The sequence below is a fragment of the Planctomycetaceae bacterium genome, from assembly GCA_041398785.1.
Taxonomy (GTDB): domain Bacteria; phylum Planctomycetota; class Planctomycetia; order Planctomycetales; family Planctomycetaceae; genus JAWKUA01.
This window is the reverse complement of record JAWKUA010000013.1, coordinates 133,196-149,897: the sequence shown is the minus strand read 5'-3', so window position 1 is coordinate 149,897 and position 16,702 is coordinate 133,196. Positions and strand designations below refer to the sequence as shown.

The 16,702-nt window shown below is 59.3% G+C and carries 12 protein-coding genes and 2 tRNA genes; 7 read left to right on the top strand and 7 right to left on the bottom strand.

Annotated elements, in window-relative coordinates; genetic code table 11:
• Positions 1 to 158: 158 nt before the first annotated feature.
• Positions 159 to 1,949, top strand: coding sequence for a VCBS repeat-containing protein (locus R3C19_16205; GenBank protein MEZ6061888.1), 1,791 nt, complete (start codon positions 159 to 161; stop codon positions 1,947 to 1,949).
• A gap of 21 nt (positions 1,950 to 1,970) precedes the next feature.
• The gene (locus tag R3C19_16200; protein MEZ6061887.1) at positions 1,971 to 2,603 is read left to right on the top strand and encodes an ASPIC/UnbV domain-containing protein; all 633 of its coding nucleotides are present in this window, start codon (positions 1,971 to 1,973) and stop codon (positions 2,601 to 2,603) included.
• A gap of 248 nt (positions 2,604 to 2,851) precedes the next feature.
• Here R3C19_16200 and R3C19_16195 read toward each other — a convergent pair whose 3' ends face one another.
• The 3 genes from R3C19_16195 to R3C19_16185 form a co-directional block, all read right to left on the bottom strand.
• The gene (locus tag R3C19_16195; GenBank protein MEZ6061886.1) at positions 2,852 to 3,910 is read right to left on the bottom strand and encodes a tetratricopeptide repeat protein; all 1,059 of its coding nucleotides are present in this window, start codon (positions 3,908 to 3,910) and stop codon (positions 2,852 to 2,854) included.
• Positions 3,897 to 6,893, bottom strand: coding sequence for an FG-GAP-like repeat-containing protein (locus R3C19_16190; protein ID MEZ6061885.1), 2,997 nt, complete (start codon positions 6,891 to 6,893; stop codon positions 3,897 to 3,899). Before R3C19_16190 ends, R3C19_16195 begins: the two co-directional genes overlap by 14 nt.
• A gap of 163 nt (positions 6,894 to 7,056) precedes the next feature.
• Positions 7,057 to 8,757 carry a CRTAC1 family protein gene (locus tag R3C19_16185; GenBank protein MEZ6061884.1) on the bottom strand — a complete coding sequence of 567 codons (1,701 nt, stop codon included), beginning with the start codon at positions 8,755 to 8,757 and terminating at the stop codon, positions 7,057 to 7,059.
• Positions 8,758 to 8,895: 138 nt separating this feature from the next.
• On the opposite strand from R3C19_16185, the gene R3C19_16180 reads away from it, so the two are divergent.
• Entirely contained in the window at positions 8,896 to 9,159 is a 264-nt protein-coding gene (locus tag R3C19_16180; GenBank protein MEZ6061883.1) for a hypothetical protein, read from the top strand.
• A 122-nt stretch (positions 9,160 to 9,281) separates the two neighbouring features.
• Here R3C19_16180 and R3C19_16175 read toward each other — a convergent pair whose 3' ends face one another.
• From R3C19_16175 to R3C19_16165, 3 genes are all read right to left on the bottom strand, one after another.
• Positions 9,282 to 9,770, bottom strand: a complete 489-nt coding sequence (locus R3C19_16175; GenBank protein ID MEZ6061882.1) for a hypothetical protein — start codon at positions 9,768 to 9,770, stop codon at positions 9,282 to 9,284.
• Between the two features lie 254 nt (positions 9,771 to 10,024).
• A complete protein-coding gene (locus R3C19_16170; GenBank protein MEZ6061881.1) occupies positions 10,025 to 10,267 on the bottom strand; it encodes a hypothetical protein in 243 nt (80 codons plus the stop codon).
• A gap of 230 nt (positions 10,268 to 10,497) precedes the next feature.
• On the bottom strand, positions 10,498 to 10,641 hold the full coding sequence (locus tag R3C19_16165) for a prepilin-type N-terminal cleavage/methylation domain-containing protein (protein MEZ6061880.1): 144 nt from the start codon (positions 10,639 to 10,641) through the stop codon (positions 10,498 to 10,500).
• 693 nt (positions 10,642 to 11,334) lie between these two features.
• Here R3C19_16165 and R3C19_16160 point away from each other — a divergent pair.
• The gene (locus tag R3C19_16160) at positions 11,335 to 11,988 is read left to right on the top strand and encodes a hypothetical protein (GenBank protein MEZ6061879.1); all 654 of its coding nucleotides are present in this window, start codon (positions 11,335 to 11,337) and stop codon (positions 11,986 to 11,988) included.
• 111 nt (positions 11,989 to 12,099) lie between these two features.
• On the opposite strand, the gene R3C19_16155 is transcribed toward R3C19_16160, so the two are convergent.
• Positions 12,100 to 12,172 (bottom strand) — tRNA-Ile (locus R3C19_16155).
• Positions 12,173 to 12,771: 599 nt separating this feature from the next.
• On the opposite strand from R3C19_16155, the gene R3C19_16150 reads away from it, so the two are divergent.
• The 3 genes from R3C19_16150 to R3C19_16140 all read left to right on the top strand — a co-directional run bounded on the left by R3C19_16150 (position 12,772) and on the right by R3C19_16140 (position 16,293).
• On the top strand, positions 12,772 to 13,071 hold the full coding sequence (locus R3C19_16150) for a hypothetical protein (protein ID MEZ6061878.1): 300 nt from the start codon (positions 12,772 to 12,774) through the stop codon (positions 13,069 to 13,071).
• A 1,722-nt stretch (positions 13,072 to 14,793) separates the two neighbouring features.
• Positions 14,794 to 16,116 (top strand): DNA-directed RNA polymerase subunit alpha C-terminal domain-containing protein, encoded by a 1,323-nt coding sequence (locus R3C19_16145; GenBank protein MEZ6061877.1) that lies wholly within the window; start codon positions 14,794 to 14,796, stop codon positions 16,114 to 16,116.
• A 105-nt stretch (positions 16,117 to 16,221) separates the two neighbouring features.
• Positions 16,222 to 16,293: transfer RNA gene (locus R3C19_16140), tRNA-Gln, on the top strand.
• Positions 16,294 to 16,702: the final 409 nt, after the last annotated feature.

The window sequence follows — 16,702 nt, the reverse complement described above, 5'->3', positions numbered from 1 at the left end:
GAACATCGAAAGCGGCGACGAGTCGCCGCACTCCAAAGGCGGTGCATGGTCGTTGACCGTGATGGTCCGCCAAAATAGAATCGTGCCTGACCATTGCGCTGACGGCTGCGTCGCGCCGAATTTAGTTTTTCCGCCTCTCCTTTGGAACGTCCGTGCTCATGCAGCGGTCACTTGCCATCCTCACGCTGCTGATTCTGTGCGCCGGTGCGGGTTGGTGGTTCCTGCGTCCGACGTCGGTACCGGACACTTCTGAAGTCACCGATGCGAACGCGCCCGTGGAAACCACGTCGCCGGCATTTGCCGGTTTGGACGAAGTGAAACAGAAGGAAATCTGGGACGCCGAGCATGTGACGTTTGAAATTGAGACTCACGTCGGCCGCAGGCTGGTGACCTCACTGCAGGAACGTTCCGCCGATGCGCTGGCGGAATTTTACGTGGATGGATTCTCGGGCGTCGTCCCGAACAGAACGACTGCGACCATCACCGAAAAGATGCCCCTGACGGAAACGGCCTTTTCCGTCGAAGCACATGGATCGGAGGAACTGGACGCCGATGGATTCTCTCGCTTTCTGATCGACGGTATCAGTGCCGTTCCTCAGGACGCCGGCGGGCGCTTCCGTGTGCTGAAGATTGCCCGCGTCGCGGATGGATCCAATGCCGACACATGGGAGCTGGATGTCCTGCTGACGCTGGGCGGCGCTGACTCCGATGGCCGGTCGGTTGCCTATGTATCGCACGGCAACATGCAATGTCGTTTTTCCGACGACGAGGACATCATCGCCGGCAGGATCATCGAATCGTGGCATGTCGATTCAGAATCGCTCCGGATCAGCGGGCAGGAGCTGATGGAGGAAGTGACATCTGACGCCGGACTCAGCAAACTTCAAATCGTCGACAACTGGGAATGCGGAACCGACAAGGTTCGGCAGTACCGATTTCAGACCGCGGTCGACGACTTCAATGCGGATGGTTTCCCGGACATTGCCGTTGCCACAGCGGACGCTCAGCAATTCGTTCTGCAGTGGAGTCCACAGACTGGCCAATATCAGGACGTTACAAGACTGCTGGGCCTGCCAACCGCGATTCGATCGGAAAACCGAGCGTATCTTGCGTGTTGGATCGACTTCGACGACGACGGATTTGTCGATTTGCTGCTGGGGGAAACTCTGTTCCGCAATGTCGAGGGAAAGTCCTTTGAACCGGTCCGGGATAACGGCGGTCTGAAGCTTGGCTATAACCCGATGGGCAGCGTTGTCGCCGACTATGACGGCGACGGGCGGCTGGACCTGTATGTGCTGTATCAGCGAACCAGGAATGGTGTGCAAAGCGACAAGCCGCCGGCATGGGTGGGAGATGACGACACCGGAGCAGACAACCAGTTGTGGAAGAATCGCGGCGACGGGACATTCATCGAAAAGGCCCGTCTGGCCGGAGCGACCGGCGGCCGGCGACACAGTTTCGCCGCGACCTGGCTGTATGCAAACGAAGATCACTATCCCGATCTGTATGTTGCCAACGACTTTTCGCGGAACTCGCTGCTGATCAACCAGGGAGACGGATCGTTTCGGGATGTCGCGGACGAATCGGGTGTCGGCGACTTCGCAACCAGCATGGGCGTTGCATCCGGGGACATCAACGGGGACGGCACGCCGGAAATCTACGTCGCCAATATGTATTCCAAAATGGGTCGGCGAATTATCGCTCAGGTGTCCGCCGGCGATTATCCCACCGGCGTCTACGAGCAACTGGTCGGGTCATGCGCCGGAAACCGCATGTATTCAACATCGGGCGATGTGAGCCAGTTTCAGGAACTGAGTGAACAACTGGGAGTCAACGCCGTGGGCTGGGCTTACGCTCCTGCGTTCGCGGACTTCGATGGCGACGGTTTGCTGGATCTTTATGCCACGACGGGATTCCTGAGTTTCGACCGTCGAAAGCCCGATGGCTGAACGTGCCTGTGGAGGGCTGTCGTGTCACAGCCGCTGGATCGCACGTGTAAGATCGAACCGCTTGGGAAAATCGACGAAGCCGCCGGTGAATTCTGGACGCATCCGTTCGCCATGCCGCAACAGGGAGACAACCTGAGTGCCTATGAGACGAATTCTCTGTTTCTGAATGTTGATGGTTCACGTTTCCTGGATGCGTCGTTTGCATCAAAGGCGAACATCGATTCAGACTCGCGGTCCGTGATGGTTGCCGACTTCAATGCCGACCGCGCTCCCGATTTGCTGGTCGGATCCGTCGGTGGCGGACCGCTGCGACTGTTCCTGAACCGGTTTCCCGCCGCAAACCACCGCGTCGAATTCCGGCTTCGGGGCGTTAAGAGCAACCACAGAGGGATCGGTTCCAGGGCAATTGTGGAAGCCGGTGGACGAACGATCGTCCGGGATCTGTTTTCGCCCAACGGATTCATGGGACAAAGCCCCGCTTCGCTGAACGTCGGCGTCGGAACGGCAGAACGGATCGACACGCTGACAATTCGCTGGCCGACTGGTGAGAAGCAGGTGTTCCGGGATCTGCCCGTCGACTGCACGATTGAAATCGTCGAAGAATCGGACGAGTTCCGTGTCGTGGCCCGCGACGATTCGCAGTCGCTGCAGTGATAAGGCGATCGGCAGATAAGAGTTTCCAGTGCAGAGCGGCAACTGCTTTACCCTCCCGTTTGAACGGGAGGGTCGCCGATCGAATGCCGTTCAGGCGTTCGATCGCGGGGAGGGCTGGGCACAGGGCACTCCCGTTGCGCGGCCGACCCTCCCCTCGTTTGATCGGCTAAACGCCGATCATCCTCGACCCTCCCGCTGTGCGGGAGGGTATATTCTCATCTGCCGCAGGCCTAAGTGCGGATCGTCCGTCAGTCAGCGGCCTCAGCACCAGCGGTTGGAACGGGATTCACCTGGTCTGACAATTCGTCGATCAGGTTCACAACCTCCTGCTGGTAGCGACGTGCTTCGTCTCGGCGCCCGGACATTGCGGCCGCTCGCGAAAGATTGCTCAGGTAGTCTCGCCGTCCGGAACACGCCGAATACAGCGGAACCAATACCTGGTATGCATCCTCCGCCTGTCGCTGAAACAGCAACAGATCGGCTTCCAGCATACGGCAGTCAGCATCCTCCGGAGCTTCCGCTGTGGCGAGCCGGATCTGCTGCATCGCGTCATCCAGATCACCGAGATCGCGACGAATCATGGCCAGCCAGCGACGTACTCGAACGTCCGTCGGCTGCCGGTCCAGACACCAGCGAGCCTCCGCTTCCGCTTCCTGCAATTGTCCGGCAGCTTGCAGCGCGTAGGCCAGGTTCGCATGCGCGGCGTAAAGATCCGGTGCCAGTTCCACAGCCTTCTTTAACGGTGGCAGCATTTCGCCGGTTCGCTTGAGTCGGTCCAGAACTTCCGCCAAAAGCAGCCAGGTCCCGGCTCGGTCAGGCTGCAGTGACGACGCCTGTTCCACCCAGGGCAACGCATCGGAAAACCGTTCCGTGCGAAAGTACAGTTCCGCGAGATTCAGCGCGACGGCGGCGTCATTCGGACGTGCCTTGTCCAGTTTCAGCAGCGATTCTTCGGCCAGCTCATCCTGCCCGCTGACGACAGCGATATGCGCAATGTGCCAGATCGCCGCGGGATATTCGGGAGCCGCCTGGGGAATCTTTTGAAGATGCCGCAGTGCGAGTCCGGCGTCGACGGGTTTCAGAAATTCGGCCAGTTCCAGACGCACGGCATGGTCGTCGGGAGACTCATGAAGGTGCCTGGCGTAGTGCCTTAACGCGCTTTGCTTTTCATCTCGCTGAACAGCCTGCCTGGCCTGTTCAAGCTGGCTGGCGTTGCCGGAAAAGTACCAGACACACGCCGCGCCGACTGCAATCAGCACGGCCAAAACGCTGCGCAAACCAAACCGGTGGCTACTATCGTGAGTCATCACGAACCGCCGTATCCAGAACCACGGGACTTTGCCGGTTCTCCACCAGCACATATTTCTTTCCGGCCGCCAGTTGATTCCAGGTCTGAATCCTTCCCGACGGCCATTTCACTTGCAGGGTGTCGATTCGCGTCTGTGAGCCAAGTCCAATTTTGACGTCGCCTTCATTGGCCGCAAAATAACCGCCGTCCGTTCCGTTGCGAAAGTGCATGACCTGCGTGCCCACCGTCGCGGAAATGCAAAGTCCCTGAACATCGCGGGCAGATTCGGTACCGATCAGCCGAACACAGATTCGGTTTCCGGCAGGCGTGCTGTTCGCAAGCAGTGCGACAGGGCTCTTCAGAAAACTGACGACCAGATCAGCCGCCAGATCGCGATTCCAGTCGATGATGGCAGCGCTTCGCCCGAACCGCGGCGTCTGAAAAAAGGCACCCGCGCGATTGGAAATCTCTGTGAAGCGTCCGCCGTGGTTCAGGAACAACTGAGAACGCATCGGCGGTTCATACAGGTGACCGTTGGCGACGAACAGGTCCAGATCGCGATCAGCGTCAAGGTCGACAAACTGAGCCCCCCAGCCCAGCATCGGTCGACTGGCTTCCGCCATCCCCAGATGAACCGTCTGATCGACCATCCCCATATTCCCCAGGTTGGAATAGAACGTATTCGTCTCCAGTTCGTAGTTCGAAATGAAAAGGTCAAGCAGCCCGTCGTCGTTGAGATCTTCACACGCAATTCCCATACAGGCTTCAGATTTGCCGTCGCGATTGAAGGCCACTCCGGCCAGGACGCCCATTTCCTCAAACCCCGGCCAGGTGCTTCCGTCGACGCCATCGCTGCCCGTGTTCGCGTCGCCTCCCCGATTTCTGAAGAGAAAGTTTGCGGTTGTGTCGTTACCCACGAACAGGTCGATCCATCCGTCGTTGTCGAAGTCGGCGGAGACGATCCCCAGCCCCTTGCCGATTGCTGCCGACGCTCCCGACGATTCTGTGCAGTCCTGAAAGCTGCCGTCACCGCTGTTTCGCCAGACAATGTCCGGCTCGGCGTCAAAGTCCATCACGCGGCACGGACCGACGTAGTTGCCGGTTCGGCACGACTTCATATCGTGTTCCGGAATTCGGACGTAGTTGACGCTGTAAAGGTCCGGGTCTCCGTCGCCGTCGAAGTCTGCGAAGGACGCACTTGTGCTCCACTGTTGACCCTGGATTCCGGCTTCTCGCGTGACGTCACGAAATGTTCCGTCGCCGTTGTTGCGGTACAGAATGTTCTCGCCGTGATTGCACACAAACAGGTCCGGAAACCCGTCGCTGTCCATGTCGGCGACTGCGCAGCCCTGCCCGTAGCCACCGTGAATCAGCCCGGCAGCCGCGGTGACATCCATTGCTGAAGCCGCTCCGATATTGCGGAACAGACGGTTGGAATACTGTTCATCCAAAACGTCCGACACGGTCACCGGCAAAGACGTTCCCTGCGTCAGGAAGATGTCGGGCCAGCAGTCCAGGTCGAAGTCGATGACACCGATGCCGCCGCCGAGCGTTTCCGGAAGAAAGTCGACTCCGGAATCCCCGCGAAAGAATGTGAAGTTCAGGCCCACATCCGCAGCAATATCCGACAATTCAACGCTGGCCTGCGACGATTCGTCTTCCCGCGTTGTCGCGGTAACGTCGGATGACGCGGAGTCGCTGTGCGTGCCTGCCAAAGAAACGCTGCGGTCAAGATCATTCAGCCCCGCGACGGACAGGTAACGCTGTTGACCGGAGCCCTGCCGCGTGACTTCCGACAGCCGCCTGGCCTCACTGCCAAACTCCGGATGTTCGCGCAGCGATTCGAAGCAGATCTGTGCTTCTCGGTTCCGATTCAGATCCTTCAGCAACCGTCCCATGTCCATCACGGTATTTGCGGACGGTCCCTGCGGCGCGAGCGGTTTCGCATGGCTCAGAATCTGCCACAACTGGCTGTTCAGCTTCGCGCGGTGAGCCCAGTGTGACGCTTCTTTGTGTTCCTTCCGACGGGCCAGCAGTCGCGACAATTCCGAGACAGGTTCCGGATCGAAGGGAGCGATCCGCGACGCGTTGTTGAAGGCGACGATCGCCGCGTTCGAGTCACCCTGTTCCGAGAACACGCGCGCACTGGCCAGCCACACTCGCAGGCTGGAGTCCGCTTCCGGCGGCAGACGACTGAGCTCCTCGCGCGCGTTGCTGAATTCGCCCTGAGAAATGTGATTCTCGGCGACCCCCAGCGGAACCCGCCAGCCTTCAAACGAGTCAGGGGCCGCGTTCAGATCCCGCAGCCGCGACATGGAATCTTCACGCCGGCTTCGTGAAGCGTAGTAGTACGCCAGCGCCGTTCGAGCCAGGCAGTCATCGGGCGACTGATCGACACAGGCTTCCAGCCATTCGAGATGCGAGTCATCTTCCCAGTAGTAATTGCGACCGACGCACAGCAGCGCGACATCCGCCGGCCCGGTCTGCCCGCGGCGGTCAAGTTCGACAATCTGAGCAGCCAGTGCCTCCCACCGAGTCAAAATCAGCTCCAGATGCATCAACAGCCGTCGCGCGGCGGCGTTGTCCGGATCGAGTTGCAGACAGCGATCCAGGCACAGGCGAGCACTCGCGGCGCGATGTGACTGCATGGACAACTGAGCCCCGCGAAACGCCGCCGCGACCGCTCGTTCCGACACCGAATCGGGCACCTTCTGCAGCCATTCGATGGCCGCCGGCTCGTCACCCGCGTTCAGGCACGTTTCGACCAGCAGATCAACCACGTCAGCGTTGGCGGGATCGTATTCGTGCAGTTCTTCCAGAGTCCGGCGGGCCTCGTCGAAGTCTCCGGCCCGCACAGCATCGTACGCCCTGGCGACCAGAGCATCCGTGTCCAGCGGACGCATGCGGAACCAGACCGCCGCGATGATCGACAGCGCAATGACCGCAACAACTCCGAATCGTCGACGGGAGTCTGCCTGAAGTGAAGAACGTTTCGCTGGCATCTTCGGGCGGTTACTTGGTTCAGCGCCGACAGAACTCCGTCGCCGGTCTGCCTGGCGGGGCACTTCGATAGGCGATCTGAAAACGGGGTCTGAGCCTTTGGAGGGCAGCAAGAAGGAGTGTGAAAACGGCTGCCCGGGGAAAGTCAGGTCTCTTTTTTCAGATCTAACGTGGCGATACCGACACCGGCGCCGCCCCGCGGCCTTCAATCAGAACATGTCGCTGCCCGATTTGCAAAGAACGAAAGGTTTCCCGTTTCCCGTCCGGCCACCGCACAGTGACGTCCGCCGGATGCGCGGTGGTTCCCAGGCCGATCGTCAGCAGGCCGTCATCGCATGACAAATACCCTGACGAACCAACGCGAAACCTTGTCAGCAGATTTTCGCCGGCCTGGATTTCCAGAACCGCGCCAATGGCATCACGGTTCGAATTCACGCCGACCAGCTGAACCTGCAGGCTTGCCGAATTCGCGCTGCGGGCTTCGTTGTGCAGCAGCACCAGCGGCGAATTCAGATGCCCGACTGCCAGATCCTGCCAGCCGTCACGATCATAGTCCGCCGCGGCACTGCTTCGTCCGACAAGAAGTCGCTGAAAATAGGGACCGGCCGAATCCGAGACTTCGGCGAATCGCCGGCCGGCCAAATTCTGAAACAACTGCGGACGCTGCTGGAACGGGACATTCGGACCGAGCACCTCCGGTCGATCGTGAACATGTCCGTTCGCCACAAACAGATCCAGCCAGCCGTCGTTGTTAAAGTCGCACAGCGAAGTTCCAAAGCCAAGTCGCAGCCGACTCGAATTGCCCAGCCCGAATTCGTCGGTCACGTCCAGAAACAAACCCGCGCCTTCATTGCGATACAGCGTATTCGTTTCGCCGTAGTAGTTGGTCACAAACAGATCCGGGCGTCCGTCGCCGTCGACGTCTCCCGCGACGACACCCATGCCGGCTTCGCGCTGTCCGGATCGATTGAAGGCTGTGCCGGAAATGACTGCTTCGTTGATTAACCGGCCACCGCCGTCATTGATCCACAGGTCGTTCGCGACCGAATCGTTTGCCACGTACACGTCGGTATCGCCGTCAGCGTCAAGGTCGGCGGCCACAACACCAAGTCCCTGTGCCGGCGGACTGTCCGTCATTCCGGACTTCTGAGTATCGTCGGAAAAGTGGCCGTCTCCCAGGCTGCGAAACAAAACATCGCGCGTCGGCGGAACCGTGCGAGGATGACAGGTGATGCCGTAGTCGGTGTCTTCATGCCGGACTTTGCAGAGTTGGTAGTTCTCCGGATCAAGATCCAGGTAGTTCGCGACAAACAGGTCCAGACTTCCGTCGCTGTCCAGGTCAAGCCACGTACACGACGCCCCAAAACCCGCGTCATCAACTCCCGATGCCGCAGCAGCTTCGAGAAATGTTCCGTCGCCGCAGTTGCGAAGCAGCCGATTGCGGCCGAAGTTGCTGACATAGACGTCGGGAAAGCCGTCGTTGTCGAAGTCGCCGACCGCGACTCCCATCGAATAGTCACTGTCGGCCAGTCCGCACATCTGGCTGGCATCGTCGAAATGACTTCCCGATCGATTGCGATACAGCCCGTCGGAAGCGAACTCACCATTCGACGAACCGGCCGCAGTGAATGGTGCTCCCTGAGCCGCGAACAGGTCCGGCCAGCCGTCGTGATCGAAATCCAGCCAGGCGACTCCGGAACCGAACGCCAGATGCGTGTGCCGCTCCGGAGTCAACGGCGACTGATGCACGAACCGAATTCCGACGCGGTCCGTGACTTCCTCGAATCCGACTGCGTCGGCACGAAACGCAATTGCACCTGATGCCGGAGTCGTCGTGTGTGAGCCCGCCCATACGTCGGCGGTCACGACGACCGTCAGGCAGGTCAAACGCAATCGTCGCAGCCAGTCGCGTGTCGACCCAGGCGGTATTGGGAAATCTGCTGCCATTGCGAACGCACACCGAACGAATGTTCTCGTTGCCATGATTCCCGGACAACCAAAGCGATGCTGGATCATCGCACTCCAAAGCTGCGCTCGGAGTTCGACAACACCATTCTCGCCATGGCAGTAAGGCAAGGCATCTACGCCGCAGACTCCGTTGGAAAACTGACTCATCCGGCAACGAGCACACACACTCACGTGATCTACACGGATCCGAAAACGGGAATCCGTGTCACCGGGCACGTCGAACAGATTGGTCTTGCCAAAGGCGCCGTGTTGAAGATCCCTGCCCGCGACAATCGCAGCGATAACGACAAGCCGGAATAGGCTGCCCGGGCCGTGTGACGCAACGCATCCCGCTGATCGCGCGGGATGTCACCGTGCCGGCGGCACCTGTCACGGCGGCGGCCACGTCTTCCCGGCACAGGAACATCGCATCCCGAACGGCGTCATTCCACGGTCCGAACGGCTCGGTGAGCGAACTCGGCGCGGGCGTCTTGAAACAGCGATTCCACCTGCTGCCGGTCTTCCGCTGAGGCGTATCGATTTCGCGCGGCGACGACTCGCAGCAGTTGATCGATCCATTCCACAAAGTACTCCGCGTCGTCCGGATTACGGATCGGCAGGTCGTCCTTCAGAACATACACCGGGCTGGTATGAGCCCACACGGGTCCGTCAAAGACATCGGCATGATCGCCGCCGCGAACTCGCAGAGCGATCCAGCTGCTGTGGTTCAGCGGAACATCCGCTTCGAACTGATACCGCTGAACCGTTGCATGCTCAGACGCTGCAGCGACGCTGTTGTCGACAGCGACCGTGCCGTTGACGATGATTTCCACATGGTCAAACGGCACATGGCTTTCGACGACGGCTTTCACACGGACGCTGTCTGATTCCGCGGACAGCCGATCACCGGGTTCCGCACCGTTGACGGACAACTGCAGGATCGGACCGGCATGTTGTCAGCCACGTCGTCAGCCCACGACACCTGGTCAGCACAAACGCCGGCACCCGTCAGACAGCCCTGGTCATTGGCAGGACCTTCCTGAGGAGCCACCTGGCCCCTTGTTGTTGCCCTTGTTCGGGTTTGCAGCGTTCGGCGGATTGAATGTGTCCGCGTGGCGAAGCCCGTCGTTGCCGCCCACCACTTGCAGCACGACCGGTAATGTTGTCGGGACCGCCGCTGTAACGGTTAAACAGCACGCTTCGCGATGAACTTCACCAACCATGGCCGTGTTACGCTGGTGCCGTCCACGACGTCTCGCATCGACGTTCCGGAGGAAGGTTCATCATCCCGGACGGCACGGATATCGGCGAAGTGGCTGTGGCTGTTCTTGTCGTTGCCGCCGATACCCGCATAGTTGGTCGGCTTTTCCGATCCGACAAACAGCGTGTTGTCGCTGGGGCAAAGGTAGCCAGGGATTGTCGTCCGCAACAGGACCAGCCGTCGCGTGGCCTGGAGCAAACGGTCCGTAGATCGACGTCACTACCCGTGGCATTCTGCGTGTACAGCGGTCCCTGTTCCATCATCGGAAGAATCATGACACGCCCAGCTAAAGCCCGAACATGACCCACGGACAGCCGTCGTAGGCCATCTGGCCGCCGATCTTTCCGGGAGAAGACCGAATGCGTATCGTGGTAGTTGTGCAGCAGAGTCAATCTGTTTCAGGTTGTTCTTACATTGCGTCCGGCGGCCTCGCGCTGCTGGACCGCCGGTAGCGCGCTTAGCGTCAAGATGGCGATGATCGCTATCACCACCAGCAATTCGATGAGCGTAAATGCCCTTCGAAAACGAGTGAAGCACTTCATGCACAGTTCCTTTCGTCAAGAAAAACACCAGAAGACATGTAGGGTGAATCCACGCACGACACCTCTCGCGTTATCAATCATGAAATCCTGAAGGGACGCAAGGATTGTGAAAATGTTTTCTGAAATCTTCTTGTTCATCCACGGAAGTCCGCGTGGCGCTTCGATTCCGGCAGCCGGAACACTGAGACGCCCGGTTCCTTGTCCCGGATGAATTCACACGACGCACGCCACTGGCTCCAAGGTTCAGGTCACCGTTGGTGTCTGTCCGCAACCTTCGACTCGGTGACTGCCTCCGCGTCGGCTGCGATTCTCGATCAAAACAATTCGCCGCAGTGCTCCAGGCGGCCCCCGCTAAGCCGAGAGTGACCAGGCCGAAGCGACTCAGGCCGAAGCGACTCAACAAGGAGACAACGATGGAACTGCACGTCGTTCGACAGTTGCTGGTGGTTTGCGCCGCGGTCGTCATCACGGTTTACGGAACCGCATTTGACCGCCGATGACGAGCACCACATCAACTCAGAACCGGCAGCGTCTCGTCCAATAACACCGCACCGGGGAACTCACGCCGGGACTCGGAACGCGAACCCGCCGAGGAAGAACACGTTCCGCCGCAAGGTCGAGCTGATCGACGGTGTGGAACGTCGCCGGCAAACGCACTGAAACTCTATGCACAGGCGGCGGCCGCCGGCAGTCATGAAGGCCACACTGCTGATGTTCGACCCCGGCGTCCGGTCGCTGTTCAGAACGGAAATGATCGTCGAACGCACGCTGTTCGAATCAACGATTTCGGAATACGCAACATTCGGCAGACGGATTTCGAACTCGGGACGCTGCAACTTTACGCGCAACGACCTGGTGCGTCCTCGTTCCGCGAAGATTCTGGAAACACGCCGGATCGACGACGACCGGACCGTGATGACCGTCCTGACGACCGAAAAGAGCTGTGATGACGAAGATATTAGGGTGATCCGCCAATACGTCGCTGTCCGAATGAACGACCGCTGGTATCTCTTCCGGCCGCTCGGATCACTCATCCAGCTCATGCCTTTGAAGCCCCGACACGAGCATCCTGCGAATCTTGAGTTGCATGCGGACGAACCGCTTCGTGAATCCGCTGTTTCGAAAACGCTAACAAGTCCCCATCGAAACCGATCCACGAAGAAGTCGTCAAGCTGGCAAAAGACGAACAGGTTGCCGCGATGGAAGCAAAAGCCATCACCGCATAGCCCGGCGATTCGATTCCGCGATCACGCCTCCATCCGGGGCGACATCACTTCCCGCAGGGACTTCAAAAAGTCCGTCGATTCGAAACCCTGGGCCTCGACTCGGTCGTCGAACAACAGTTGAACCTGCTGAAAGCCCTGGTCACAAACCTCCAGAACCTCCTGCCGCCTCAGCAGACGCCCGGGCCGCAATAATCGCCCCGCCCCGAAACCTTCCGGTTCGAAAAGATAAAAATAGCGGTGGAGGACTCAGACCCCCCGACACGCGGATTATGATTCCGCTGCTCCCATCAACTGAGCTACACCGCACCTGGACCACGCTGATGAGTTTAGCAGATCTCTGCGGCCACTCAACTGCCGCTGTTGCGTTTCTCAGGCGTTGAGATTCGGTGGCGACGTCCTTATGCGCGCCGGACACGTCGAATCGTCTGACATCGCGGATGTCGCCGCGGACGTTTGGGAATCGCCCTCTGGCGGCCACGCGCTGGCTGAGATTTTCAGCGGGCTGGCGAGACCGGGAACTTGAAGCTTTTTTGAAGTTTTCTTCAGGACGACGCGGTGCCAACCCGTCGCTTGCGGCCGGAATCCTCAGGAAACGGCGGGAATTACGTGCCTGCAAATACGTATTGACGCGTTTTGCCGGTTGTCGTAGTTTTCGACCAATCGATGAACGTTCACCCGGCATCGATTTCCTGTCTGTCTCTCCTCACGAATGTTGTTGGTTTCTCCTCCCGCACTGTCGCCCGCTGTGGTCTGTTGCGAACGTCGTGTTTGTCGCAGCCACCATTCCGGCCAGTCCACCTGGTCGGTCGGCATAGGTTCGGAACCAACTCATTCAAATCTCACTTCTGCCCGCCTGCCTGGTTCCACAGGAACATTCCCACGGCAGCAAATTGGAGGCTCTCTGATGAACCGTTTCGCGATGTTTTGTTCCGGGCTGCTGTTGATCTGTTCGATGTCCGGCTGCTGTTTGCTGCACGGTGGCGGCTGCGGCGGCGGCTATGGTGGCGGATATCCTTACGGAGCCGGATATCCCTATGGCGGCGGATGTCCTTCCGGCGCCTGCGGAGCGGCGGCTCCTGGCTATCCTTCGGCGTATGCTCCGGGCGGAGCCACCGCGTTTGCTCCGATGGGAACGACAACCGCGTTTGCTCCTGGATTTCCGCAGACGGCCTTCGCTCCCATTGAGACGCTGCCGACCTATTGATACGGACCGGCCATGAGTTTTCCAATATCAGCCGCCACCGCACTGGCGGCCCGGGAGCAAATTGAAACTGAATACCGCGGCGGGCACCGTGAATCCGTTACTGCATGCTGACGACTCGTGTCGTCGCTCCATAGCGAACAAAGTTTGACAGCTTTGTCTCCTCCTTCCGAACCACCGAACGATCCATTCCGCATGATGGGTCGCTCGGTGTTTTTTTGCGCGACCGGTCAGCCGCCGCGGGATCCCGGGCGGCAGTGACGAGACGCTCCGTCGCTCGCGGCCGAACTCACACGCGGTGGCGCCGCGACGGCTCATTCCGCAGAAAATCACGGACGAAGCATTCGGGGTCGTTGAGCGAGGCGGCAATAGTCGAGTCGAATCTCGCCGTGCCGCACTCCGTCCCAACCGACGCCGCTCTGATATCGCGGAGTTCAATCGCGGAGTTCGCACCGCCTGCGAAAAAGTTCGCGGATGCTTCTTCAGGCCATCAGGAAACGCGGCCAGCGCGGTCTGGTACGCGATCAGGAATCGATGCGGCGCGACTTGCGGCTGTCCCGCAGATCCTGTTCAGGGGCTTTGATCTTTCACCTGTCCGAAAAACTCTGATGTTCGTGAAAGTTGGGAAAAGAAGGCCGTCCGGCCGATTGCAGTTCTGGTTTGCCCCCATCAAGATGCTTGCCAGACTGCCACCTTTGATACGCCGATCAGGTTTGCATCAATGTCACAAATTGCGATGCGTCATTTCCGCCTGACATGGCAACTGAGCTGTCCAAGGTGCGGCGCACAGTCCCGACTGATGGAAACCCGGTCGGCGTGGCGACGCATCTGCCACACTCTGCTGCTGATGCGATGCCTTCGGTGTCGGCGTTGTCTATGTCGGTTTCGTGTTCCTCTTTGGCATCCGGGTGACTCGGGGCGAAGACTGCTCGGCCTTTCCAGCGAGTCACATTCCGCCCAAGAGAAAACCTGATGTCGACTTGAATTTGCTGTTTACCGCGCGCAGGATTGTGACCGTTTTCGGGTCGGGCGGATCCGCAGACAATCCTGGGCAGCCATGATTTCAGTCGCCTCACGACTAGGGATCGTGCTTTTGGCTGACGTTCCGTGGTGCTGCAGCGATATCCCCCCGTCGCCCTTTGACTGAAACAAGATGCCAACTGCTGTCTCATCGAAAGCCCGCAACCGTCATGCTGGTTCGTCGTGCCCGAAGTGCGGCGAGAGTATGGATTTCGCGGAAACTCGTTCAAAATGGCGCCGTTTCTGGCACGCCCTGATTCTGATGCGGTGCGTTCGGTGTCGAAACTGCCAGCGACGATTCCGGATCGCTCTCTGGCGACCCCTCGTGGAAGACCTTTGAAGTTGTGATGCGAAGCCGGCCGAGTCGTTTGGGGTTCCGGGTGACGTGTGTGCTCGGCGGGTATCCGAAAGGCAGCCTGCGGACCCAGTTCCAGGTCGAGTCTCCGGCAAAATGGCAAGTCACGCTCCAATGGCGAACCTTCTCGCGTGGCCGGGTCTTCCCGGTGCGATTCGACTCTTTCCGCTGTGAATTGTGTCTGCCGGGGAGATTCAGTAGAAATCCCCGCTGGAATTCCGGCAGCCGCGCCACCGCCAGTCGAGCACCACGGCCGCCATCCTGTGAACCGCGATACTCCCGAAGATTTGTCTGTGGCGCTTCGTCGCAGCGGCAGACGTGTTTGTAACCAGTGGAAGGAACGGAAAGAAGTGAGCGTTGCACAAATGGTGAACGTGAAGGAACTGCTGCAGTCCACCGCGGCATTGACGCCGGATCAGGTCAGGGAACTGCGGACTGCCGTGTCGGGGACTCAGGCCAGCGAAGTGCGTCAAACGCTGCGAGAAACCATGCGCCAGGCGGAATCGGGTTCGCCGTCCGAATCCGTCCTGACTCGGCTGGGAGTCTGCTGCTACCTGATGTCAATGCACAACGACGCTGATCGACTGCTGAGCCAGGTGAAGAACGAAGGCCTGGGAATCTACTATCACGCTCTGGTACTGACATCGCTGGAACGGCAGGCCAACGCCGCCGATCGGTTTGAACAGGCCGGTAAGAAGGGCTACGACCCCATTGACGCCACACTGCGTCAGGCGGGAACCTTCCGTTCGCTCGGCCGAATCGACGACGCAGAAAAAATGCTTCGCAGTGTGGCCGCGTCCGCCGCCAGCCGGGCGGAATATTCGTTTCAGATGGGTTGCATCTGGGCGGACCGGGGCGACGCCCTGACCGCCGTGGAATATTTCGAGCGAGCGGTCGACATGGACCCCCACCATTCCCGCGCTCTGTTCTGGCTGGCCGCCGAAAACGCGCTTCGCGGCAATGACGAAGAAGCCATCAAACTGTACGAACGCAGCCTGTCGCGGCCACCGTTCTTTGTCGGTTCGCTGCTGAACCTGGGACTGCTGTACGAGGACCGCGAAAGCTACCAGGCCGCCGCTTTTTGTTTCAAACGGATCCTCGAATTCGATCCCAATCACGCTCAGGCATTGCTTTACCTGAAGGACATCGAAGCCACTCAGGACATGTACTATGACGAAGACCAGGCTCGCCAGGAAGCACGTCTAAAGCAGCTCCTCAGCCGCCCGGTGACCGATTTTGAACTTTCCGTTCGCAGCCGCAACTGCCTGACGGCGATGAATATCCAGTCGCTCGGGGACCTGACGGAAATCAGCGAACAGGAACTCCTGGCAGGGAAAAACTTCGGCGAAACGTCATTGCTGGAAATCCGGGAACTGTTGGCTGCCCACGGCCTTCGCATCGGGCAGAATCTCCACAAGGTTCACGCTCGCGAGACTTTTGTCGATCAGAATCTGTCGCCCGAGGAACAGGCCACCATGAACCGGCCGATCTCGGACCTGAATCTGTCCGTCCGGTCCCGAAAGTGCATGACGCGACTGAATATCCAGACCGTCGGCCAGATCGTGCAGCGAACACCCGACGAATTGTTGTCCAGCCGCAACTTCGGAGTCACGTCGCTGAACGAAATTCGTCAGCGTTTGGCAGAATTGGGGCTGAAACTGCGAAACGACTAATCGTCCGCCGTGTCTGGCCAGAGAGTGCTGAAGATCAACGACGCCGGAATGGGCATCCATCGACCTTCAGCCCCGCTGGCAGCAACGTCGCAATGCGGAAACTCCAACCCGGTGGTGTAATTGGTAGCACAACAGATTTTGGTTCTGTTAGTTCAGGTTCAAGTCCTGGCCGGGTTATTGGAAACGCCGCTTTTTTTTTGAGAGTAGTGCTCATTCTTGCGTGAGTGTAAACGGCGAGGGCCGCATTGCGTGCGTGTACGCGGCGGAGGCCGTGTGATTGCGGCTGGATTCCGCCGGTGTGGTGTCGGCCTGCGGCGCGTGAATCGCATTTGGGCGCACGCGTCCATTTCCCGGATTAGCAAAAACTACGCGTGGGCTCGCGAGCCGCGGTACCGGTTGTGGCTGGCAGGTCAGGTCTTGGGCGCCAGGAAATCCGGCGGCGCGGAAAACCCTTGCTGTTCCCGTTTCAATCCGTACCGTTCCGGTACCTATCGCCTATCTGCGTTGGACCGAGATGGCGCTCACAGCGATCCCGTTTCGGTCGCTTGAACCGGGACAACACATGGATTCGCAGTGTGTTCCGGAC

Coding starts and splice junctions, on each gene's coding strand:
- R3C19_16150 (MEZ6061878.1), top strand. CDS start 12,772: ATGAACCGTTTCGCGATGTTTTGTTCCGGGCTGCTGTTGATCTGTTCG.
- R3C19_16205 (MEZ6061888.1), top strand. CDS start 159: ATGCAGCGGTCACTTGCCATCCTCACGCTGCTGATTCTGTGCGCCGGT.
- R3C19_16190 (MEZ6061885.1), bottom strand. CDS start 6,893: ATGCCAGCGAAACGTTCTTCACTTCAGGCAGACTCCCGTCGACGATTC.
- R3C19_16195 (MEZ6061886.1), bottom strand. CDS start 3,910: ATGACTCACGATAGTAGCCACCGGTTTGGTTTGCGCAGCGTTTTGGCC.
- R3C19_16180 (MEZ6061883.1), top strand. CDS start 8,896: ATGCTGGATCATCGCACTCCAAAGCTGCGCTCGGAGTTCGACAACACC.
- R3C19_16160 (MEZ6061879.1), top strand. CDS start 11,335: ATGAAGGCCACACTGCTGATGTTCGACCCCGGCGTCCGGTCGCTGTTC.
- R3C19_16165 (MEZ6061880.1), bottom strand. CDS start 10,641: ATGAAGTGCTTCACTCGTTTTCGAAGGGCATTTACGCTCATCGAATTG.